The following is a 21,808-nucleotide window of genomic DNA, read 5'->3' as shown; positions in this document are numbered from 1 at the left end:
AAGGCGAAGGAACCAGCAGATTGCGTGCAATTTTATTGTTGCACTTTCAGGCTTTATTGTTCGCCCACAGTAGCCCTCTGGTTCTCTTATCGTTCAGCGTCACAGTGCCCATGCTGAAAACATAATAATAACGTTTGACACGAAAGACGGCGATGCGCATCCTGTCACGCATTCCCCGTTTGGCCAGAAGGGTGTCGTCGCGGTTATCAAGATGCCGACGCGCCTTGTTGATTGCACGAATAACGGCAAGCTGGCATTCACTTCCGGCCTGCGGGGTCAGGTCTTAACGCGACAGGATGGTATGCACGCTATTTATTTTAAATGGAAAGTAGCCTCTGGCAATGAACGACTCTTCGAGAGCGCTTGGCTGACACTTACCGAACTGATACGCGATGAGCGAGGCGGTCTGGGGTCGCGCTTGCATCGGTGCGCCGATGGCTATTATTTCGCCTATGCGCAATGGCCATCTGAAGCCTTCTGGGCTGCACAACCCGAGGCGACCGCCCGCATGGTCGAGCTGCGAGACCGGATGCGTGAATTCGCTGAACTTGTCGAAGGCCCACTTCGGGGCGACGTCGTGGCTGACCTTCTGGTATCGGTGACTCCCGATCAGGTCAAGCATGCTGGCGATTGCACTGCGGAGCGCGAGTGACCAGTCCGGGGCCACGCGCTGCCGGGGCGCGCATTCCCCTTAAACCACTGGCCGTTGCAATTGCTGGTGCAGCCGGTTTCACGGCTGGGGCATCCGGTATCTGCGCATGGAGATCGGCGAGGCGCCGCAAAGGCCTGGCGACAGCCGACAGAGCGGCCAGCGTTGGGGTACTTCTTGCCTGACTGCGAAGTGCGCAGACTCAGGCCAATCAGCCATCGCAGGCCGGCCTGGCCGTCGCCCAGCAGAATCCGGTGCATCAGACAGCTGCTGCATCCCCAACACCAGCACGCGCAGGCAGCCACAACGCAACTTCAGTCCCATCCCCCGGCGCCGACACGATCTCGATCACGCCGCCATGCGCCGTCACGATCTCGCGCACGATGGTCATGCCCAGGCCGTTGCCAGGCACGTCGGGCAGGGCGTTGGCGCGCCAGAAGGCGTCATACACCTGTTTGCGCTGCTCCGGCGTCATGCCCACGCCCTGGTCGCGCACCCGCACTGCGGCGCCTGCCTGCCCGGCGCGTTCCTGCTGCGAGATGCTGACATCGACGATGCTGTCCGGCGCCGAGTAGGCCAGCGCATTGCTGACGATATTGCCCAGTGCCTGCTGCACGCGCGCGGCGTCCGCCGTCACGTGCGGCAGGCCGGGCGCCACGGCCAGCGCGATCCGTGCGGCGTGCGCGTCGTTGGCCAGCGCGCCCTGGATCTTGGCCATCATGTCGGCCAGGTCGAGCAAGGTCGGTTGCAACTGGGCCGCGCCGCCTGCATCGATGCGCGCCAGGTCGAGCATCTGGTTCACCAGGCCGATCAGGCGCGTGGCCTGGCGGTGGATGATGTCGATCAGCTCGCGCCCGGTGGCCGGGTCGAACTCGCGCTTGAGGAGCAGCTCCGAAAACCCGAGGATGCTGGCCATCGGCGTGCGCAATTCGTGGCTGGCGGTGCGAAAGTAATCGTGACGCCGCTGGTTGGCGGCGCGCACCCGGTCGCGTTCCGCGCGCAGGCCGTCCATGTCGCGCACGGTCGCTACCAGGTGCACATGCCCGTCGAGCGTCATGTTGGCAATCGAGATTTCGGCGGCAAAGCTGCTGCCATCGACCCGGCGGGCAGTGCCCTCGTGGCGCGAGACCACCTGCGGCGCCATGCCGATCAGCGTGGCCGACGAGCGGCCCGCCAGGTCGGGATTGGGCGCGCCGAACAACTGCTCGGCCGCCGGATTGCACGAAAGGATCCGGCCTCCCGCGTCCAGCAGCAGCACGGCGTCGGGCAGGTGCTCGAGCAGCGTGCGCAGTGAGCGTGCGCTGCTGCGCTCACGCTCGCACGCAGCGCGCAGTTCGATGGTGGCGATTTCACCCGCCACCATGCCCGCCAGGTCACGCAGCATCGCGCGGTCGGCGTCGGAAAATTCGCGCGGTACGCTGTCGATGATGCACAGTGTCCCGATTCGTATGCCGTCCCCGACATCGATCGGTGAACCGGCGTAAAAGCGCGCCGCCGTTTCGCCGCGCACCAGCGGGTTGTCGGCAAAGCGCGCGTCGGCGCGCGCATCGCGCACCACCATCACGTCGTCCTGCAGGATGGCGTGCGCGCAAAATGACACCGAGCGCGGCGTCTCGGCCAGCGCCACGCCGACGCGCGACTTGAACCACTGGCGGTCGGTGTCGACCAGGCTCACGAGCGCGATCGGCACCTTGAACAGGTGCGTGGCCATGCGCGTGATGCGGTCGAACGACGCTTGCGGCGGCGTGTCGAGCAGGTTCAGGTCGAGCAGCACCTCGTGGCGCCGGGCTTCATCCGGTGGCAGGGGGGCTAAAGTGGGTGCGGGGAAGTGGTTCGTCGGCGTCTCGTTCATTATCGGGGCTTGCGGGAGCGGTCTCAGGGAGCCGGTGGCAGCGCCGATGTCACTGCGGCGCGCAGGGCCGCGAGCGGCGCCGGCTTGGTCAGGTAAGGTACGTCAATGGGCAGGCCCATGGCCAGCACGGTCGGCTTGTCCATGCCGCTGATGACCACCATCGGCATGGACGCGGTGGCCGGGTTGTCGCGCAGGCTGCGGATCATGCCAAAGCCGTCCATGCCCGGCATGTGCAGGTCGCTCACCAGGACATCGGGACGCGCCTGGCCGATGCACATCATCGCCTCGAAGCCGTTGCTCGCCTTGCGCACGGCGAGATCCATGCCCCAGGTTGCGATTTCCAGTTCGTACAGGCGCAGCAGCGTTGCGTCGTCGTCGACGATCAGCACCGTGCGCGCCGCGCCCAGCGGCAGGATCGGGCGGGCGCTGCTCGCCACGACGGGCGGCGCAGCGAGCACGGCGCGACGCCCGTCGAGCAGGCGCTCGACCGAGGCATTGGTGATGCGGCGATGGCCGCCCGCCGTTTTCCATGCCTGCAGCGCGCCATTCTCGACCCACATCTGCACCGTGCGGTGCGAAACGCCGATTCGTTCGGCCGCTTGCCGGGTGGTACAGAAGGCCGAGCGGTCACAGGCGGGCTCAGTAATATCTTGACGGTCGGCAATGTTCATATTTGCTGATTTTACCGGTTCGCATTGGGCTGTCAAGGCAAACCGGAAGGTCTCGTCGTCACTGATGGGCACTTGCAACACTCGCCTCAGAGACGGACCGATGCGGGACCGTCATCGGCATTCGCCACCGGCAGATATAGCGTGACTTCAGTACCGACGCCAGCCTCGGATTCGAGCGCGATGCGCCCGCCGTGCAGATCGACGATCTCCTTGAGGATCGTCAGCCCCAGGCCGCTGCCTGGCGCCGCCGAATCGCTGTCGACGCGATAAAAGGCGTCGAAGACCTGGGCCTGCTGCTGGGGCGTCATGCCGATGCCGCGGTCGCGCACGCGAATCGCCACCATCGGCCGGTCGCCCCACCGTTCGGGCGCGGCGCGCAGCACAATCGGCGTGCCGGGGGCGGAATACTTGATGCTGTTGCTGACGATATTGGTCAGCGCCTGCTGCATCTTCTGGGCGTCGGCCGCCAGTGGCGGCAGCCCGGGCGGGATGTCGGTGCTGACGCGGTGCGCCTGGCCGAGACCTTCGAGAGACGCCAGCGTCCTGCTGACCAGATCGCCCACCGGGACGGCGTCGATCTTCAGGTCGTCCCGTCCGCCCGCTTCAATCCGCGCCAGGTCGAGCATCTGGTTGACCAGGCTGACGAGGCGGCCGGACTCGCGGTGGATGATTTCCACCAGTTCGCGGCTGACGGCAGGATCGAATTCGCGCTTGAGCAGCAGTTCCGAAAAGCCCAGCACGCTCGACATCGGCGTGCGCAGTTCATGGGTGGCGGTGGCGAAGTGGCGCCGGCGCCGTTCGTCGGTGGCGCGGTTGCGTTCTTCGGCGGCGCGTCGCTGCGAAATGTCGCGCACCGTCACGGCGAACTTCGGCCGCGCCGCCCACATCATGCGGCAATACGAAAACTCGACCGGGAAGCGGCTGCCGTCCAGGCGCCGCGCCAGCGCCTCGTAGCGCGCGCCTTCGCGCAACTGGCCCGTGCGGCGCATCCGCAACAGGTCTTCATCCATCAATTCGCGCAGCGGCCGGCCGGCAAGCAGCGGGCCGGATGCGCCGAACAGTCTTTCGGCCGCCGGGTTCGCGGCCACGATATTGCCTTGCGCATTGAGCATCAGGATGCCGTCAGGCAGGTGGCCCACCAGTGCCTTTTCCCAGCCTTCGGGCGCGGGGCGACCAGCCGGCCGCGCACGCAATTCGTCTCCGGCGATGGCGGCCAGGTCGCGCAGCGTGGCCATCTGATCCTCATCAAAATGGCGTACCTCGCGGTCGATCACGCACAGCGCACCAACCCGGCTGCCGTCCGGCGCAGCCAGCGGAATGCCTGCATAGAAGCGCACATCCGGCGCACCGGTCACGAACGGGTTGTGGGCAAAGCGGGGATCGAGACGCGCGTCGTCGATCACCAGGCCGTCCTCGTGCTCGATCGTGTGCGTGCAGAACGAGGTCACGCGCGTGGTTTCGTGCAGATCGATGCCCACGCGCGACTTGAACCACTGGCGGTCGGTGTCGACCAGCGCGATCAGCGAAATGGGCACGCCCAGCAAACGGCAGGCCAGGCGCGTGATGCGGTCGAACCGTTCTTCGGGCGGGGTGTCGAGCAGGGCGAGTTCGTGCAGCGCGCGCACACGGGCCTGGTCGGACTGGGGGATGGATTGCGGGGCAGGCAAAGTCGGGGCAACAAGGGGGTGTCGGTCCGGCTCGGAATGCATGATGTTGATCCTGTCAGTCGCGCGCAGCCGCCGCGTCGATGTCACTGAAGATGCGTTCGATCCGGGCGCGCAGTTCAGGGAAGCGCACCGGTTTGGCAAATACCGGGATGTCATCGGGCAGCCCCATCGACTTGATGGTCGCAGGGTCAAGACCGCTGATGACGATGATTGCCATATTGCCATAGCGCGGGTCGGCGCGCAGTGTACGTACCATGCGGAAACCATCCATGCCTGGCATGTTCAGGTCGCTGATCAAGAGGTCGGGCTGCGCTTCGCCGATCCGGATCAGCGCATCGAACCCGTCGCGCGCCTTGATCAGCTGGGCGTCGAGGCCCCAGCCTGACATTTCCAGCTCGTACAGGCGCAGCAGGGTCGCGTCGTCGTCGGCCATCACGATGCGCCGGCCTGCCGGCGTTGACTTGGCAGCGGGCGCCGGTGCTGGTTGGGCGCCGGTGACCGCGTGGTTGCGCTGTGCGACCAGGCGGTGTACCGAGGTAAGCAGGATACGGCGGTGGCCGCCGGCGGTCTTCCAGGCTTGCAGCACACCACTTTCGACCCAGAGCTGCACGGTCCGGTGCGAGACGCCAAGCAGGCTCGCAGCCTCCTTGGTCGAGCAGACTTCTGCGGAAGCGGGGTCGGTCGGCGCGGGCGCTGGACTGCTGTGCGATATCATGAAATAGAATTGTGCAGGTGGTTAAAAGCCTCCCGACCGGGGGCCGACGATCCACCCCGTCGCTTGTCGTGAGGGCGACAGCGCGTCGGAAACAGCGGGATCAAGCCACCTGGATACGTAACAATACGCATAGGCAAGGCAACAATCTATCAAATTATCACAAATTACGATAGTGAAACGTGATAACTCGTTTCTGTATTGTAACTTGCGGTCATGAACAACGGCGCATTATTGTACTTTTACCGTCACGGTGACGGTGCCACTGGCCCCCGGTGCCAGCGTACCGGTGATGCCCCACTCGATCTTGCCATTGGCGCCCACATCGGGTTTGGCGGCGACTGCGCAGGCCAGGCCAGAGGGCAGCGTACCGCAGCTGCTGTCGGCATAGGTCGTGAAGGCCGGCGTGGTGTCTTCGATCTTCAATTGTGTCAGCGTGGTGGTCCCGCTGTTCTCGAACGTGATCGTGTACAGGATCGTGCTGCCCGGCGTGGCATTGGCCTTGTCGACTGCCTTGGTCAGCTTGAACTCGTCGCAGGTCTGGCAAATGCCTTCGACCGTGACGACCATTTCGCCCAGGCCGATGCCGAGCAGCTTGAGCAGCGGATCGGCCACGCCCCTGAGCACCGGCGCGAGCAGCGGGCTGACCACGTTCTTGACCAGCGTCTTGACGAGCGGTTCGACCGCGCCCTGCAACAGCCCCAGGGCCGGCATGCTGCGAATCTGCAGGTTCGTCGCCAGGCTGTTGGCCGCATTCGTGATGAAGGTCGTGCTCGAACTCACGGTGCGCGTCTGCGGGAACGTGCCCGACATCGTCACGCTCGTCGAGAACGGCGCCTGGCCACGCACGATGCTCTTGATGTCGAGCGCAATATCGACCGGCAGCAGCCCCAGCGCGGCGGCCCGCAGCGATCCGATCGTGCCGAAGTCGACGTCCGAGTCGAGGATCGCGCGGCTGCGGTTGAAGAACACGCTGTCGTCGATCTTGCCGATGAAGATGTCGGACACGCCCGGCGCCACCTGCAGCGTGACCGCCTTGGTCGCGGCACTCACGGCGCTGAGGCTGCCCTGGCCGCGCGCGACTTCCACGTACACGTCGAGCTTGCCGATGCCAACCGACGCGCTTTGCAGCAGCCCCGCACCGATCAGCGAATCGGTGGCCGGGGTCAGCGATACCAGATCCATCTTGAGCTTGAGGCGGATCGCGGCCGAATGAAAGGTCGAGCCGGTCGGCCCGCACACGTACACCGGCGGCTCGATCGCCTGCGCATACAGTTGCAGGTTGTTGACCACGCCGGTCGCACCCAAGAGGCCACCCGAAATCCCGACCGGCTGCGGCGTGGTCAGCACGTTGCGGCGGTTGTACAGCTGGACCAGTCCGGTGAACATGTCGAGCGCGTTGACCGTGCTGGTGCCGAGCGATCCGGTATCGGCCGTGACCTTGAGCAGGTCGCCCAGGCGCACGGTGCCGCCCACGCCATTGAGTTGCGAGGCCAGGCCAGATAACGCACCCGCCAGCTGCGGCTTGGCCTCGGCCTGCGCCTGGATGGCCAGCGCATTGGCGATCTGCACCAGCGTCACGTTGGTGCTCAGTGCCTGCGCCGGGGTCGATACGCCCAGGTCGGTCTTGAGCACGTTCAGGAAATTCAGCAGGTTCAGGTTGCCGCCGGCCAGCGCGTTCCAGTCAACGGCACCCAGCGACGTGCCGGTGCCAAGCATGCCGCCCAGCAGCGGGCCGAGCAGGGCGCTCTTGCCGGTGTCGACGCTGGCCAGGCGCGGGCCGGCGGTGATGCAGGCGCCGGTCACCGTGCAGTCGGCCTTGGCGGGCAACGCGCCGAGCAGGCAGGCGAGGGCCACGAAGACGCGCAGCCAGGCGTGGCGAAGGCGGGACGAGAGCAGTGCGAAAGTCATGTCGGTATCCTTGATTACTTGAGCAGGTCGCCCGAGAGCAGGTCTTGCAGCGTGTTCTCGTCGAACTTCATGCGTACCCGGAAGTACACGCCCTTGGCGGTCGCGTCGGCGCCGGCCAGGTCGCGTTCCTTGAAGCCGAGCAGGTTGTAGCCGGCCGAGACCCACATATTGCGTTGCAGCTGGTAGCCCGCCTCGATGCCGGCGGCGTACTGGCGGCCGCGCGTGTCGCGGTCCATCAGCATCTGGGCGGTGGCGCCGATGTCCCAGTCGGCATTGATCTCGTGGGTCACGCGGCCGGCCACCAGGTGGCTGACCGTGCGGTTCGACAAGCCGCTCGACTGGTCCATCGCCATCTTGGCGGCGTAGCGGGCGCTGACGGTGGTATCAAGGCGCAGCTGCCAGTTGGCGCCAACCGAGACGGCGTGCACGGCGCGCTTGAGGTCAGCCAGGCCGTCGTCGCGTTCGAGCTTGTACTCGTACTTGGCCAGGCCGTTCAGGCCGATCGACTGCAGCGCGCGGTAGGCCACGCCGCTTTGCAGCAGCTCGGTCACGCGCATGGTCTTGCTGGCATTCGAACGGGTGGCGGCCAGCGTGTTCTTGCCCAGGAAGGTCCAGCTGTCGTCGATCTTGTAGGCCAGGCCCAGCGTCGAAAGCAGGCCGTCGCTGTCGGCGCCGTGGCGCAGTTCGAGGCGGGCGTTGCCGGTCCAGGTCGGATGGCGGCTCACTTCGATGGCACCGGTCAGCGCGATGGCTTCGTTGTTGTTGGCGCCCGAGAGCACCTTGACGCGCTCGAAGCTGGTGTTGGCGCGCACGCCGTCGCCCAGCGTCCACAGATTGCGCAGGCCCAGGGCTGCTTCGGCCTGGCGCTCGCCGGTCACGGTGCCCGCTGGCGAGGTGCCACCGGCGCGGTATTCCGAGAACACCCGGCCGTCGTGCATGTAGTCGGTGTCGACGCCGAACACGGTGGCGTGGCGCTGCTGGCCCTGGTTCAGCGCATAGGTCGAGCCCAGGCTGCTGATCAGTTCATGGCGGCCATACACGCGGCTGCCGCCGGCGAAGCGGTAGTCGCCGCCCAGCGCCACCATGCGGCGGCCATTGTCGTGGATATCCTGTTCGCCTTCGACGAACACGCCGGCCTGCGGCAGGCCAGGGATCTGCATGCCCAGTTTGGCGCGCACGCTGGTCAGGTCGGGCTGGGCCACGATGACCCCGGCGCCGCCTTCTTCACGTGAATGGCGCATGCCCACTTCGGCTTGCAGGCCATTTTCGAACGCGTAGCCGGCGAAGAGCTGCACGCCGTTGCGGGTGGCGTCGGTGGTCAGGTCGGCCGTGTGCAGGCCTTCCAGGCCGACGCTGGTGCGCTCGGTGAAGCGGTAGCGCACATTGGCGCCGCCTTCGGTACGGCCTTTCGGCAGATTGGCCGATGGATTGTCGAAGTTGGCGTCGGCGCGGCCCAGGAACAGGTGGCTTTCGAGCTTGCCGTCGGTGCGGTTCGCATCGAAGCGTGCGGCGCGACCCGACAGGCCGGCTTTTTCCATCTGCGCCGCTTCGACGATGACGACGGTTTTTTCATCCGGCTTGACGCTGGCGTTGACGCTCACCAGGCGGGTCGGGGCGGCCGGGTTGCGGTCTTCGACGGCGCTGGCGCCGACCTCGACGTGGCTGCCGATCTGGTACTGGGCGGCGACACCGCCGACCAGGAAGCGCGCGCCGTTCTGGTCGACTTCGTACGCCAGGCGCAGGCTGACCGGGTTCAGGTTCTCGTCCAGGCTCGGCACCGGGGCGCGCAGCAGGATGCGGCCGCTGAGCTGATCGATGTCGTAGTCGACGTAGCGCACCAGGGCGCGGCGCGACAGGATCACGCCGGTCTGGTCGCGGTCACGCACGATGATTTCGATGCGCTCGCTGTTGATGACCATCAGGCCGCCGCCGCTGAGGAACGGACCCGAGGTGCCGTTGGCGGCGAATTCTTCGACCATCTGGCGCGTGCTGTCGTAGCTGAGGAACGAGTCGACTGTCAGACCGTCCAGTTCGGCGTGCTGGCGCAGGCCCGTCAGGTTGCGGTTGTAGGCGCCCAGGTTGCGCGCCGGGGTCACGCCGGGCGGCACGAAGTCGCCGAACATCACGTACGAGCGGTTGCGCTCGGCCTTGACGTACAGGCGGCCGGCCGATTGCGCCTCGAAGCCGCGGCGCGCATCGTCGCCATAGGTTGGATAGAAGGCAAACGGGTTGATATCGCGGAACATCTTCGGCTCGGTGTCCTTGTCCGAGTCGTACGACATCGTCAGCAGCGTATTGGCGCCGATCTGGCCTTTGGCGAACATCGCGGCGCGGCCGCCGGCATTGACGGTCTCGCCCCCGGCCACGTGGCGCAGGCGGTCTTCGAAGCCGTCGAAATCGCGCAGCGGGGTCGCGGTATTACCGCGGCTGCGATTCAGGCTGAAGGCGCCTTCGACGACGCCGGCTGCCACCATCGGGCGCAGGGCCGGCAGGAAGCGCAGCGTGTTTTTCGCGCGCAGCAGGCCGCTGGTGGCTTGCAGGCGGGCTTCACCGGCGTCCGGCGCCGTGCGCAGCGCGAATTCGGCGCTGCCGCCTTCGACGAAGACCTGGTGGCCAGGCTCGCGTGGATCGAGGTCGGGCTGGTCCCACTGGCCGGCGCTGGCCTCCAGCGTGACCGGGGTGCGTTCGGCGATCAGCACGCCGTTCGCGTCTTCGAGGCGCACGGCGACCATCGCCAGCGAGCGGCCATCGGCCGGCGCCGATTCGGTGAGCGGGGCGACCGACAGGCGCGCCAGGGCGCCCGGCACGATGACGTCGACGACGCTGCTGCCGCGCGGGTTGCCGAAGCTGTCGGTCTCGCGCACTTCGATCAGGTTGTGGCCAGGTTTCAGGGTCACGCCGACATAGTCGCGCAGCTCGAGCGCCTGCGCCGCCACCGTGTCCTGCTTGCCGATATGGCTGTCGTCCACGGCCACGCCACCCACCAGCAGCGTGAAGCTCGAACCGGCGCCGCCCTTGACGCGGATGGTCGGCTGGGCGTGCGGCAGCACCGCGCCATCGGTCAGCCCGACGAAGCCCAGGCGGTTGGTCACCGTGGCCAGGTCCAGCGCGGGCGCGGATTTTGCTGCGGCCGGGCCTGGGGCGGTCAGCACGGCGGCCGAGGCCAGCACGGCGCGCAGACGGGCAGCCCGGGCCTTGATCGCATCGAGCACGTCGGGATTGCAGCCGCTCAGCGCGAAGTCGGCGCGCGCCAGTTCGCCGTCCTTCAGGTCGACGAAGCGGCTGCCGGCGTCGCCCGCATTGCGGTTCGACAGCACGGCCAGCTGGCCGGCCAGCATCGTGCTCAGGTCGACTTTCGCCACGTGGGTGCGCGGGGTAACGTCGGCGAAGCTGTAGCGGCCATCGGCGTCGGTCTGCGAGAAGCTGCCGTCTTCCAGGTAGATACGCACGTCGGGAATGCCCGGCTCGCCCAGGTCGCGCTGGCCGTTGACATTGCAGTCGGCGAACACGTCGCCCAGGATGAAGCCCTTGCTGCTGAAGACGCCGGCTTCGACCTTGACCTTGGCCGCCGCCACCGACGAGACCAGGGCCAGCGGGGCGCCGCTGGTGGCCTGGGCGCGGTTGATGCCGTCGCCCTGCAGCGCGCCGCCGCCAATGCGCACGCGGTAGCGCAGTACGCGGTTCGATCTGGCGGCCAGCGTATCGAGGGGAATGCGCAGCGTCGGGCCGCGGTTCTCGAACCGGTCGGTCACCAGTGCGCCATCGATGCGCAGCGTACCCGGCACGAAACTGAAGCCGGCCGGCAGGCGGTCTTCCACCATCACGTCCACCAGCGCCTGTTCGGCGGTGTTATGCACGCGCACCGTGTAATCGAGCACGTCGCCCACCTCGACGACGGCGCGCGATGCATTCTTTTCCACGTACAGCACGCCGGGAATCGGGTCGAGCGGCACGTCGATCGTGACCACGCCCGAGGTTTCGCTGACGGTGAACTCGCCGCCATACGAACCGTACAGGTTGGTGGTGCGGCCAGCCGGCAGTTCGCCGATCTCGCGCTTCGACGGGAAGCCGTAGTTCGACGGCGGGGTCACCTGCAGGCGGTACAGGCTCGGTTCCACCAGCGGAAACTGATACATGCCGCCGCGATCGGTGATGACGGTACTTGGCGCCGGGGTGACGCCATCCACGTCAAATACGCGGGCTGGTGCGCCCGGCGCGCCGCCGTTGCCTTCGCCGGTGATGTCGATCAGGGTCACGGTTGCGCCCGGCAGCGGCAGGTTGCTGCGGCTGTCGTAGACGATGCCGATCGGGTCGACCAGGATCGCGGTCTGGATCATGCCGCTGCCGCAGCCTTCGACGCTGGCCAGCAGGGTGTCGTTTTTCATGACTTCGATGATGCCGTCGCCAGCGTCGTCCTCATGGTCTTCGTCTTCGCTGTGGCTCGCCGCGACGGCGTTGAAGCGGTATTCGCCCGTGTCGGCGCCGGTCTCGCGCGCCGGAAAAGCTTGCCGGTCGCCCGTCAGCGTGGAGACCAGCGTCACGCTGACCTGCTCGGCAACATTTTTGTCGATGTTGCACTCGGCGGCATCGACCTGGAGGAACAGATTACCGTTGAGTTCGGTTGCGCGCGCCACGCGGCTGTAGGCGGCCGAGGTGAAATAGGTGATCGCATCGGGGCGCACGGCGCGCACGGTATTCGATTCGATGGTAACGCTGTTGCCGGCCGCGCCGACGAAGGTCGCGCTGGCACGGTTGTTGATGGCGGCGCCCGCGTCGCAGGCCAACCACAGGACAAAGCTCATGCAGAGAAATACGAGGTGTCGGAGGAGGGTCGTCATGGCGCGCGCGGGAGTCCGGGAATTCGAAGGCAGCGCCGCCGGAGCGGCGCTGCGTTGGTGTGGCGATGGGTTACGTTGGTGTATTTAGTCGATCTTCACGCCGAAGGCCATCGTGTTCGACTGGCCCGGGGCCAGATTGCCGACACTGGCCGAGACGCTGCCGACGAGGCCGGCAGCCGGCGCCAGGATCGAGCCCAGCAGCGTGTTGGCCGGGGCGCCGGCGTGGTAGGTCGTGTTGGCCGGGATCGTGTCGGTCATGACCATTGCGTTGATGGTGGTCACGCCCTTGTTGGTACCGACGATCTGGTAGCGGATACAGGCGCCCGGTACGGCGCCGGCCGTGATCGGTGCGTTGCTGAATGCGGTATCGGCGGTGCCGTCGCAGTTGGCGTCCAGGGCCTGGGTCTTGACCAGCTCGACGAGCGAATCGGCAGCGGCAACGGTGACGGCTTCGTGGATGCGGTCGGCCACGCCGGTGGTGCCCGACATCGCGCGGAAGTACAGGTCGGTCGTACCTGGCGCGGTGCCGGCTGGCGGCGTCACTTCGGCCGTCACGCGCACGTTGGCGCCGGCGGCGACGGTGGCGTTGGTGATGACCGCGCCGTTGGCGTCCTTGAAGACCACGGTCCAACCCGTTGGCAGGACTTGCGTGCCGAAGGTGCCATCGGTGCTCGCTTGCAGATTGAAGGTGTCCGGGCTGCCACCGGTGTTGTTCAGGAACAGGACGAACGAGGTCATCGTGCCGGCCGTCGTCGTCTTGGTTTCCACGGCAGCGGCTTCGACGCCAGGGCCTGCGCCCGGTGCACCGGCGCCGGCCGAGTTGGCGGTAATGTCGATCACGGCGCCGGCCGAGACGGTGGTGGTGTCGACGCTGGCGGCGGTGACCGCGCCGTTGAAGCCGCTGGTGGCGCGTACGGTCATCGCATTGGTGGTGCCGTTGGCGGCGCCGGCCGGCAGCGCGGCGACGGCCACGAATCGGAAGGTGGCGCCGGCAGCCAGCGGGCCGGTGCTGGTGATCGGGGTCGCATTGTCGGCCACGCCGTCACCGTTGGCATCAAGGTAGAACACGACGCCGGTCATGTTCAGCGTGCCGGTATTGGTTTGCGACAGGGCGAAGGTATCGCTGCCGTTACCGGTGTTGGTCACGCTGTGGGCGTAGGTGACCGAGGCGCCGGCGCCGGCGCTCTTGGCGGTACCGGCCGGCATCGTCAGGCTGGCGACCTGCTGCACGGTCGTGATCACGGTGTTCGACTGGACCGTCTTGGTGCCGGTGGAATCGTTATAGGTGGCGGTGGCCTGGTTGGTGATCTGGGTGCCGGCCGCGGTGGCGGCGTAGGCGCCGTTGGCGGTTGCCAGCAGCGCTGCTGCGGCGACGAGCTTGAGATGGGTTTTCATGGCTGCTTCCTTGGAATGGGACTTGCGTGAGTCAGGATCGAACAGGGTGATCAGGGGTTTGTGTTAATAAAAAGACAACTTTTTGCACAGTGTTGCAGAGCGACGCCGAAACGTCAGGACATCAAAGGGTCAGGAGCGTGCGAGCCTGGCCGACGGTGGGACACCGACACGCATGCGCGATGTCACGGTGGCAGCCTTGCCGGGCGCGAGATCGCCCAGGTCCCAGCGCAGAAAGCGGTATTGCTCAGGTGGGACCGGCTCGACGGTTCGGCGACCGTTGCGCATCACTTCACGGGTCAGGGGCAGGGGACTGAACTGCTTGCCATCAAGACTGGCCTGGACCGCCTTCGGGGCAGCGCTGCCGTCGAGGTAGACCATCGCGCCCTCGGGGACTGGCAGCGTCGCTGCTACTCCCTTTGCGGTCGACTTGCCATGGTTCTGGTAGGTGACCTGGTACTCGATGGTGTCGCCGGGGTTGGCCTCAAGGGCAGGCACCAGCATTTCGCCGCCCTTGTCCTGGGTCACGACCTGGAACGCTTGCAGGCGGACATCGACCGCCTGCGCATCGGCAGCGAATACTTTCGTTCCGGCCAGCACCGTGGTCCAGAACAGCAGGATCATCACGATGCGCATCAGCAGGGGATTCGTTTCAGTCAAACGGTATTGGTTGGAAGTGGTCATGGTTTCGTTTTTACTGGATTGTTGATGCGATGAATTTTATCGTCTTTACTGAATTTCTCAAGAAAAATATTTCGTTTTGACTGATTTGGTTGCGCGGAGGGAACATCTTGAACAACAAACCAAGCCGATTGATCTCGCGAAAAATGGGTTCAACACCCTGAAAGGCGTTGGTTTGTTGTTGTAAGGCAACGATAAATCTGGCAGAATCAATACTCTGACTTTGCTGGATTTACTGTTTGTGCGAAATGACGCATGATGGAGACATGCACCCGTTGCGTCGTCGCCCGCAGCGCCTTACTCACCTATCTCACTGAATTTATGGAAACGATCTATCTGGAATCGCCTGACGCGCTGCAAGACCTGCGTGCGATCTACTCGGCGCTCGATGGCGCCCAGGCCATCGTCGAATTCGATTTGAACGGCAACATCCTGCGCGCCAACGACAACTTCCTGAGCGTGACGGGCTATTCGGACGCCGAGCTGGCGGGGCGACATCACTCGATGTTCTGCGAGCGCGAGCTGATCGATTCGCCGGCCTACGCCCGTTTCTGGCAAGACCTGGGCGCCGGCAAGGCGGACCGCGCCGAATACAAGCGCATCGCCAAGGGCGGGCGCGAATTCTGGATCAATGCTTCCTACAATCCGGTCAAGGACAGCTCGGGGCGCGTCGCCAAGATCATCAAGTTCGCCACCGACATCACGGCCGAGAAAGTTCGGGCCGCCGAGACGACCGGCCTCGTGTCGGCAATCGGCCGCGCGCAGGCCGTGGTCGAATTCGACATGAGCGGCGTGCTGCTCGACGCCAATGCCAACTTCCTCGACCTGCTCGACTACGCGCTGGAAGACGTGCGCGGCGAACACCACCGCGTGTTCTGCGACGACGAATACGCGTCGAGCGCGGCCTACCGCCGCTTCTGGGGCAAACTCAACCGTGGCGAATTCGACGCCGGTCGCTACAAGCGCCACGGCAACAACGGCAAGACCGTGTGGATCCAGGCGACCTACAACCCAATCTTCGACGCCAACGGCAAGCCGGTCAAAGTCGTCAAGTTCGCCACCGACATCACCGCCCAGGTGATGCTCGAAGAAGCTGCCGTCCAGCGCGCCGAAGACGAGCGCCGCAAGGTCGGCCTGCTGCTCGAGCAGGTGGCGCGCGCCTCGGCCGGCGACCTGACCGGCACGATCGACACCAGCGGCGCCGAGCCCCTCGACGAACTGGGCCGCGGCGTGATGAAGATGATCGGCGACCTGCGCGGCGTGATCGGCGACGCCGTCTCGGCCGCCGGCAAACTGAATGTCTCGTCGCGCACGATTGCCGAGCGCTCCAACACGGTGGCCGCCAGCGCCCAGGCCCTGGGCGCGACGGTCGAACAGATGAATGCCTCGGTGGACGGCCTGACCGCATCGATCAACACGATTGCCCGCAGCACGCAGGAAGCCAACAGCCTGGCCCAGTCGACCCGTGACGAAGCCGAGATCGGCGCCAAGGCGATTGCCCGCTCGATCGAAGCGATGGCGATGATCAACCAGTCGTCCGAAGACATCGGCGAGATCGTCAAGGTCATCGGCGAGATCGCTGGCCAGACCAATATGCTCGCCTTCAATGCGGCCATCGAAGCGGCGCGCGCCGGTGAGCACGGCCTGGGCTTCTCGGTCGTGGCCGACGAAGTGCGCAAGCTGGCCGAGCGTTCGTCGCAGGCGACCAAGGAAATCTCGAAGCTGATCAACGAATCGGTGCGCCGCGTGGCGCAGGGCAGCGAAATCTCGCGCCAGGCCAGCGAAGCGTTCGACCGCATCACCAGCGGCGTGGGCAAGACCTCGCTGGCGATCGCCGAGATCTCCGACAGCGCCAGCGAGCAGTCGCTCACGGCCAAGGAAGTCTCGGCCGCGATCCTCTACATTGCCCAGGAAACCGAGCGGTCGGCCGGTTCGTGCGACAGCATCGCCCGTTCGACCGAGGGCCTGAACGAGCACGCCACCCACCTGAACAACACTGTCGCCCGCTTCGTGGTCTGAAGCACGAGGAAACGGCCATGGAACTGCGCGACGACCATCTCTCCGCCCTGATCGCCCTGGTGCGCCAGCACACGGGCATCGCGATGAACGAGCACAAGCGTGTGCTGTTGCAGGGGCGCCTGCTCCCGCGCCTGCGCGCGCTGGGCATCGCCTCGTGGGCCGGCTATATCGAGCGCCTGGCCAGCGACCGCACCGAGGTCACGTCGTTCATCGACTCGGTGACCACCAACGACACGGTGTTCTTCCGCACGCCGGCCGTCTGGGCCTGGCTGTCGGAGACGTTCCTGCCGGCGTTCGCGGCGCAACACCGCGCGGCGCCGCTGCGTATCTGGTCGGCCGCTGCCGCCACCGGCGAAGAAGCCTATTCGCTGGCCATGAGCTGCCTCGAATACCAGTCGCACGCACCCGGCCTGCGCTTCGAGATCCTCGGCACCGATATCTCGCATGCGGCGCTGGCCACGGCGCGCGCCGGCGCCTACTGCGGCCGCAGCGTGGCACGCTTCGAGGCCGATCGCCCGGCCCTGTTTCGCAAGTACCTGGTCGCGCATGGCGACGGCGTGAAGGTCGGTCCGGATGTCGCGCAGCACGTGCGCTTCGACCAGCACAACCTGCTGGGCCGCCCGCCACGGGGCGCCGCGTTCGACCTGGTCATGCTGCGCAATGTGCTGATCTATTTCGACGCCGAGCACCAGCAACAGGTGCTGGCCGGCGCCCGGGCCGCGATGGGACCAAGCGCCCGCCTGGTCCTGGGCGAACAGGAATCCATCACCCGCCTGCAGACCGCGTTCGCGTTCGAGCAGGCCCATGTTTATCGTATTGGCGGAGAACCATCATGAGTATGCAAAGCCTGAGCCAGATGTCGCATGTGTTGTCCGGCCAGATGCAGATCGGCCAGGGCGAACAGGTCCTGACCGCGCTGCTGGGTTCCTGCGTCGGGATCGGCATGATCTGGCGCAAGCAGGGCCGCTGCGGCCTGGCGCACTGCTTCCTGCCTGATGGCGTCGAAGCAGGCGAGGGCTCAGCCCGCTACGTGAGTGCTGCCGTGCCGCGCCTGCTGGCAATGATGGGTGTGCGGCGCGAGCAGTACGACGAAGTCGACGTCGTCATCGCCGGCGGCGCGCGCATGCTGAACCTGCGCCCGGTGGGCGGCGCGGTCGGCACGCGCAATATCGAAGCGGCCCGCTCGCATTTGTCACTGCGCGGTCTGCAGGTGAGCTTCCAGGATGTGGGCGGCTCGCAGGGCCGGCGCCTGTCGATCGATTGCGATCAGCAGACGTTCAGCGTGGTACGCATCGCGCGCGAACAGGAGGTGCTGGCGGCATGAATACAGACACTGCAATGATGACTGCAACGATGGGCGATGTGCACGCGGCCGTGACGGCCATCGAACGACAAACGGCGTCTGCCGCGCGCGTGCTGCGCGAAGCAGCCGGCATGGAAGTGATGGGGACGTTCTTCCTGGCCGGGCAGGAGTTCGCGCTGCCGGCGTTGAACGTGCGCGAAGTGGTGGGCATGCCGGTGCGGATCACGCCGATCCCATTGTCACCACGCTGCCTGGAGGGCATCTTCACGCTGCGCGGCGCGGCGATCCCGCTGCTGAACCTGGGCCGCATTTTCGATCCGGCCGCACCTGGTGTGACGGGCGCGCAGCGCGTGGTAATCATCGATGTCGACGACATCCAGGTGGGCCTCGTGTTCGACGCCACCGGCGAAGTGCTGCGCGTGCGGCCCGAGCAGCGCGCCGGCCTGCACTGGCAACAGGGCGCTGCGCGCGGTGTTGTCGCCGGCACGATCACGCTGGCCGATGGCGCGCGCGTGCTGCAACTGCTGGACGCCGATGCGCTGGTGCGGATCGATAACGTGCCCCAGGTGCGCGCCCACGCCAGCGTGGCGCGCGACGCCTGGCGCATGCGTTTTTTGCGCCAGGCGCAGGGCCGCAAGTGCATCTCGTTTACTGTCGGCGGCCTGCGTTTCGCGCTGGCGATGGAAGCGATCCAGGAAATCATGCGCGTACCCGAACTGCTGCCATCGGTGATGGTTGGCCGCCTGTGCAAGGGCTGGCTGAACCTGCGCGGCGTGCCGGTCGGCGTGGTCGACTTCGGCGCGCTGCTCGGTTGCGGCCCGTCGCAGTCGGAGCCCCTTGATGCGCGCGTCCTGATCGTGCGCATCGGCGACGAGCAACTGGGCCTGCTGGTCGATGCGGTCGACGACATCCGCCCGTACTTCGACACCGACATCCTGCCCATCCCGCTGCTGGGCACTGCGCGCGGCGCGATGTACCGCGGCTGCCTGCCCAACGGGGAGCTGGGCGACAGCCTGTTCCTGGACCATGACCATCTGTTCTCGGAGTCGGAAGTGAGCGACATCTGCGCCGGCCATCGCCGTCTGTATGCACAAGAAGCCGGCGCCGCGTGCGCTGCCCGCAAGATGACCGGCGCGCGCCAGGTGTACCTGGCGTTTTCGCTCGATACCGGCTGGGCCGCCGACATCAGCCAGGTGCGCGAGATCGTCGATTTCGACGGCCTCGTCACCCGCCCGCCCGGCATGCCGGCCTGCGTGCACGGCATGCTCCAGGTACGCCAGCAGATGGTATGCGTGATCGACCTGCGCCTGTTGTACGGCATGGCGCCCTTGGCGGCAGCGCCGGCGACCGATGCAGCGCGCCGCATCCTGGTGCTCGAGCACGACGGCGAGCGGTTCGGCCTGATCGTCGACCGCGTCGACACCATCCTGTCACTGCCGGACACCCAGCGCCGCCCGTCACCGCAACTGCTGCGCGTAAACGGCCCGCAAGACATGCGCCAGGACAGCGCCGAAGTGCTCGAAGTGCCCGGCATCGACGGGCGCGAGGACGTGCTGACGTTGTTCGACAAGGAGAAGTTCATCATCACGTTACGCCAGCAGTTGGGCGCGGTGCATTGACATGCGACCAGGCGCTTCGATGTGATTCGGGGCGCAGTCAGCCTTATCTGGTGATGACCCTGATAGCCACCCTAAGCAATTGTTTTGGCGAACTCACCCGTTCGCCACCCAGCATCCAGCGCCCACCTCGGCAGGTGGCAGATAGCGCGCCGTTACCCCAGCTGATGAACTGCTGCTGACAGGCGTTCACGTTCTCCACGTGAAGGGCACTATTGCCCAGACGCTTTACACGCACCCTCACACGCAGGTCGATCGCCATCTGCGCGAGTCCGTGCTTGCGTCGAAGGCTCGATTTCCGTTAAAAGTTTCCCTCTAGTATTTGCATCTTGTGCGACGCACAAAAAATGTCGTTTTTATGGAATATCTTGCATGGATTTTTCAAATAAAAATCGAATGTTTAATCACTGTAAATACAGGTTTTTGAGAGTGACGGAGGTGATGGAGATGCACCTTGCCTTGCCCGTGTTGAAGAAAAAAAACGCCACAAAAAATGTTGAAATCCTAAGTTTCCTATGCTACGGTCATCATGTGGTCGGCATTAACTTATATGGCACTGCACCACTTTGAGGAGTAACAAGTTATACGCATCAGTTTGGTGAATATTTTTAATAAAAAATTTCAAGAGCGAAATTTCTTAATGGAATTTCACGGATCCGTGCCATTCCATCGGCATCGCTCTCGTCTGTTTTAATCGCAGCAACACTCGACGTGAATTCGTAGTGATGGTTTTTCGCAAGCTGGATTGGCAACCAAAAGGGACTGGCCATGAGAATGCGTAAAAGTGCGATTTCTACACTGCGCGAGGGATTCGCCCAGTTATCGACAGACGGCAGCATGCAGGAATGCCTGAGCAGGCTTTCGGAGCTGACCGCCGCCATCGTTGGCGCAAGGGATTGCATCATTCTGCTCTTCGACGAGGCTGAGGTGCCTGTGGCCGCTTTTCCGGAAGAGGCATGCTTTGGCTCATTGGCAAGCCAGCGGTCGGCACGCGGGAAGGGAGCCAGCCCCGTTATTCCGCTCGCAGGGAGGGGCGGTGCCAGTGGCAGAGATGCTGATGGGCACAAGGAAAGCATGGTGTCAGCCATTGTTCTGCATGGGAGAACCGTCGGCGTCATTCACGCCCGTGGTCCATTGCACCAGCGCGACTTCAGCATGGACGACCTCTATTCCTTCAATGTCGTGACGCCGATTGTTGCAAGGTCCATCCAGGTAAACCAATTGCAAAATATCCTGAAGTCCAGATTCGCTCAACTGGCACTCTCAAGGATGGACGAGTCGACTACCGGCAATTTGACAGGCGGCATCGTTGATCATCCCAATCAGATTGCCAGGCTGTTGGCCAGAGCGTTTTATCGTGAAATGCTCAAGGCAGGCTTCGATTTCAATCAGATCCTGTTTGCGGCGACCGAGGTTATTTCGGAACTTTCTACCAGCTTGCGCAAGCATAGTGCCAGGAAAAAAGAACGCGCGAACGATATTGGCGATTCGCTCAAAATAATCACTTAGCCATCTGTTTCGCGGGAATCCATGTTGCAGAAAATCCGTGAAGACGCCAGCGATGCAGCAATTGCATCGCAGCGCCACGCCGATTGATTCTGATAGCTGCACTGCTGTGAATGTGGAGAATCCAATGAACGTCTACAGTAATAATAACTCAGCGCATTGCGTTAATGAATTCTATCTGTGCGCTGATAATCAGGTTTTATATGCTGCACAGCAGCAGGTTAATGATATGGACCCATCGTCCGAATCCTTTTCGACGGATGCAGAGTCCATTGCGTGCATGGGCAGCATTCTGAACGCCCATTTACGCAGCGCACACGGGCCACTATCTCAGAGGCTCATTCCCTTGCAGCGGCGGTTTGAGATCATTGCCCAGACGTATCCCGGCGCTCCCGCAGTGCGGTGCCGCGATCAGGTACTCAGTTACGGCGAACTCGATACCGAGGCTGACGAACTGGCGCTCCATCTGCAAAACGAGGGACTTGCTGCTGGCAGTTTTTGCATCATCCGGATGGAACCGTCACTGGCACAGGTGCGCGCAATCCTCGCCATCCTGAAGGCCGGCGCCGTCTGTCTGCAGTTCGATCCGGCGCTGTCGGCCCCGCGCATGGCAGCAGTCCTGGCGCTTTTGTGTCCGGCAATGATGTTCGTGCATGGCACCACGTGCGATCTGCCGGGCGGCGGCGCCATGCGCGTTGTGTACTGCGAGGACAAGCCGGCGCAACTGCCGTATGGCTGGCCGGACGAAGTCCCGGTGGGACCCGCCACACCAGCGCATGCATTCGCAGGACTTTCCCACAGCGGCGGCATGTGCATCTGGATCTGTACCCATCTCGGGCTTGCCCGGTCTCTGGACGGGATGCCCAGTCCTGCGCCCCTGGCCGGCTGCGGCGCCGATCCCGCCGCAATGTGGCGTCCGCTGTCGTCCGGCGCGTTACTGACGATCCCTTCGTGCGCATAGGCGTTCATGCGACTTCTGTCACTCACAACC

Annotated in this window: 17 protein-coding genes; 7 read left to right on the top strand and 10 right to left on the bottom strand. The window is 64.9% G+C overall.

Annotated features, from left to right (window positions below):
- The first annotated feature begins 211 nt into the window (after window positions 1–211).
- The gene (locus tag AC1MGT_RS02595) at window positions 212–652 is read left to right on the top strand and encodes an antibiotic biosynthesis monooxygenase family protein (protein WP_499502889.1); all 441 of its coding nucleotides are present in this window, start codon (window positions 212–214) and stop codon (window positions 650–652) included.
- 256 nt (window positions 653–908) lie between these two features.
- Here the strand turns inward: AC1MGT_RS02595 and AC1MGT_RS02590 are convergent, their stop codons facing one another.
- From AC1MGT_RS02590 to AC1MGT_RS02555, 8 genes are all read right to left on the bottom strand, one after another.
- Window positions 909–2,501 (bottom strand): sensor histidine kinase, encoded by a 1,593-nt coding sequence (locus AC1MGT_RS02590; RefSeq protein ID WP_499502888.1) that lies wholly within the window; start codon window positions 2,499–2,501, stop codon window positions 909–911.
- 23 nt (window positions 2,502–2,524) lie between these two features.
- Window positions 2,525–3,172, bottom strand: coding sequence for a response regulator (locus AC1MGT_RS02585; protein WP_499502887.1), 648 nt, complete (start codon window positions 3,170–3,172; stop codon window positions 2,525–2,527).
- Window positions 3,173–3,258: 86 nt separating this feature from the next.
- Window positions 3,259–4,881 (bottom strand): sensor histidine kinase, encoded by a 1,623-nt coding sequence (locus AC1MGT_RS02580; RefSeq protein ID WP_499502886.1) that lies wholly within the window; start codon window positions 4,879–4,881, stop codon window positions 3,259–3,261.
- Between the two features lie 13 nt (window positions 4,882–4,894).
- Window positions 4,895–5,554, bottom strand: coding sequence for a response regulator (locus tag AC1MGT_RS02575; protein WP_499502885.1), 660 nt, complete (start codon window positions 5,552–5,554; stop codon window positions 4,895–4,897).
- A gap of 228 nt (window positions 5,555–5,782) precedes the next feature.
- Complete coding sequence (locus AC1MGT_RS02570) at window positions 5,783–7,462, bottom strand: hypothetical protein (protein ID WP_499502884.1); 1,680 nt, start codon at window positions 7,460–7,462, stop codon at window positions 5,783–5,785.
- A gap of 14 nt (window positions 7,463–7,476) precedes the next feature.
- Window positions 7,477–12,300 carry a hypothetical protein gene (locus AC1MGT_RS02565; protein WP_499502883.1) on the bottom strand — a complete coding sequence of 1,608 codons (4,824 nt, stop codon included), beginning with the start codon at window positions 12,298–12,300 and terminating at the stop codon, window positions 7,477–7,479.
- Between the two features lie 84 nt (window positions 12,301–12,384).
- On the bottom strand, window positions 12,385–13,695 hold the full coding sequence (locus tag AC1MGT_RS02560) for an NEW3 domain-containing protein (RefSeq protein WP_499502882.1): 1,311 nt from the start codon (window positions 13,693–13,695) through the stop codon (window positions 12,385–12,387).
- A 129-nt stretch (window positions 13,696–13,824) separates the two neighbouring features.
- Window positions 13,825–14,376, bottom strand: coding sequence for a hypothetical protein (locus tag AC1MGT_RS02555; RefSeq protein WP_499502881.1), 552 nt, complete (start codon window positions 14,374–14,376; stop codon window positions 13,825–13,827).
- 318 nt (window positions 14,377–14,694) lie between these two features.
- Here AC1MGT_RS02555 and AC1MGT_RS02550 point away from each other — a divergent pair, with 318 nt between their 5' ends.
- From AC1MGT_RS02550 to AC1MGT_RS02535, 4 genes are read left to right on the top strand one after another with little or no spacing between them, the layout of a single operon-like run.
- Window positions 14,695–16,392, top strand: a complete 1,698-nt coding sequence (locus tag AC1MGT_RS02550) for a methyl-accepting chemotaxis protein (RefSeq protein ID WP_499502880.1) — start codon at window positions 14,695–14,697, stop codon at window positions 16,390–16,392.
- Window positions 16,393–16,409: 17 nt separating this feature from the next.
- Complete coding sequence (locus AC1MGT_RS02545; protein ID WP_499502879.1) at window positions 16,410–17,228, top strand: CheR family methyltransferase; 819 nt, start codon at window positions 16,410–16,412, stop codon at window positions 17,226–17,228.
- Complete coding sequence (locus AC1MGT_RS02540) at window positions 17,225–17,716, top strand: chemotaxis protein CheD (protein WP_499502878.1); 492 nt, start codon at window positions 17,225–17,227, stop codon at window positions 17,714–17,716. The genes AC1MGT_RS02545 and AC1MGT_RS02540 overlap by 4 nt, the downstream gene beginning before the upstream one ends.
- The gene (locus AC1MGT_RS02535; protein WP_499502877.1) at window positions 17,713–19,314 is read left to right on the top strand and encodes a chemotaxis protein CheW; all 1,602 of its coding nucleotides are present in this window, start codon (window positions 17,713–17,715) and stop codon (window positions 19,312–19,314) included. The genes AC1MGT_RS02540 and AC1MGT_RS02535 overlap by 4 nt, the downstream gene beginning before the upstream one ends.
- Window positions 19,315–19,357: 43 nt before the next feature.
- Here AC1MGT_RS02535 and AC1MGT_RS02530 read toward each other — a convergent pair whose 3' ends face one another.
- Both AC1MGT_RS02530 and AC1MGT_RS02525 read right to left on the bottom strand, forming a co-directional pair.
- On the bottom strand, window positions 19,358–19,573 hold the full coding sequence (locus AC1MGT_RS02530; protein ID WP_499502876.1) for a hypothetical protein: 216 nt from the start codon (window positions 19,571–19,573) through the stop codon (window positions 19,358–19,360).
- A gap of 346 nt (window positions 19,574–19,919) precedes the next feature.
- Window positions 19,920–20,150, bottom strand: coding sequence for a hypothetical protein (locus tag AC1MGT_RS02525; RefSeq protein ID WP_499502875.1), 231 nt, complete (start codon window positions 20,148–20,150; stop codon window positions 19,920–19,922).
- Between AC1MGT_RS02525 and AC1MGT_RS02520 the strand changes: the two genes are divergently transcribed.
- Window positions 20,149–20,820 (top strand): hypothetical protein, encoded by a 672-nt coding sequence (locus AC1MGT_RS02520; RefSeq protein WP_499502874.1) that lies wholly within the window; start codon window positions 20,149–20,151, stop codon window positions 20,818–20,820. The genes AC1MGT_RS02525 and AC1MGT_RS02520 overlap by 2 nt on opposite strands.
- A 37-nt stretch (window positions 20,821–20,857) precedes the next feature.
- Window positions 20,858–21,778, top strand: a complete 921-nt coding sequence (locus AC1MGT_RS02515) for an AMP-binding protein (RefSeq protein ID WP_499502873.1) — start codon at window positions 20,858–20,860, stop codon at window positions 21,776–21,778.
- Window positions 21,779–21,808 lie beyond the last annotated feature (30 nt).

The organism is Telluria sp. BA11 (assembly GCF_056680305.1).
The sequence above is the reverse complement of the archived record's forward strand: the minus strand, read 5'-3'. Positions and strand labels throughout refer to the sequence as shown.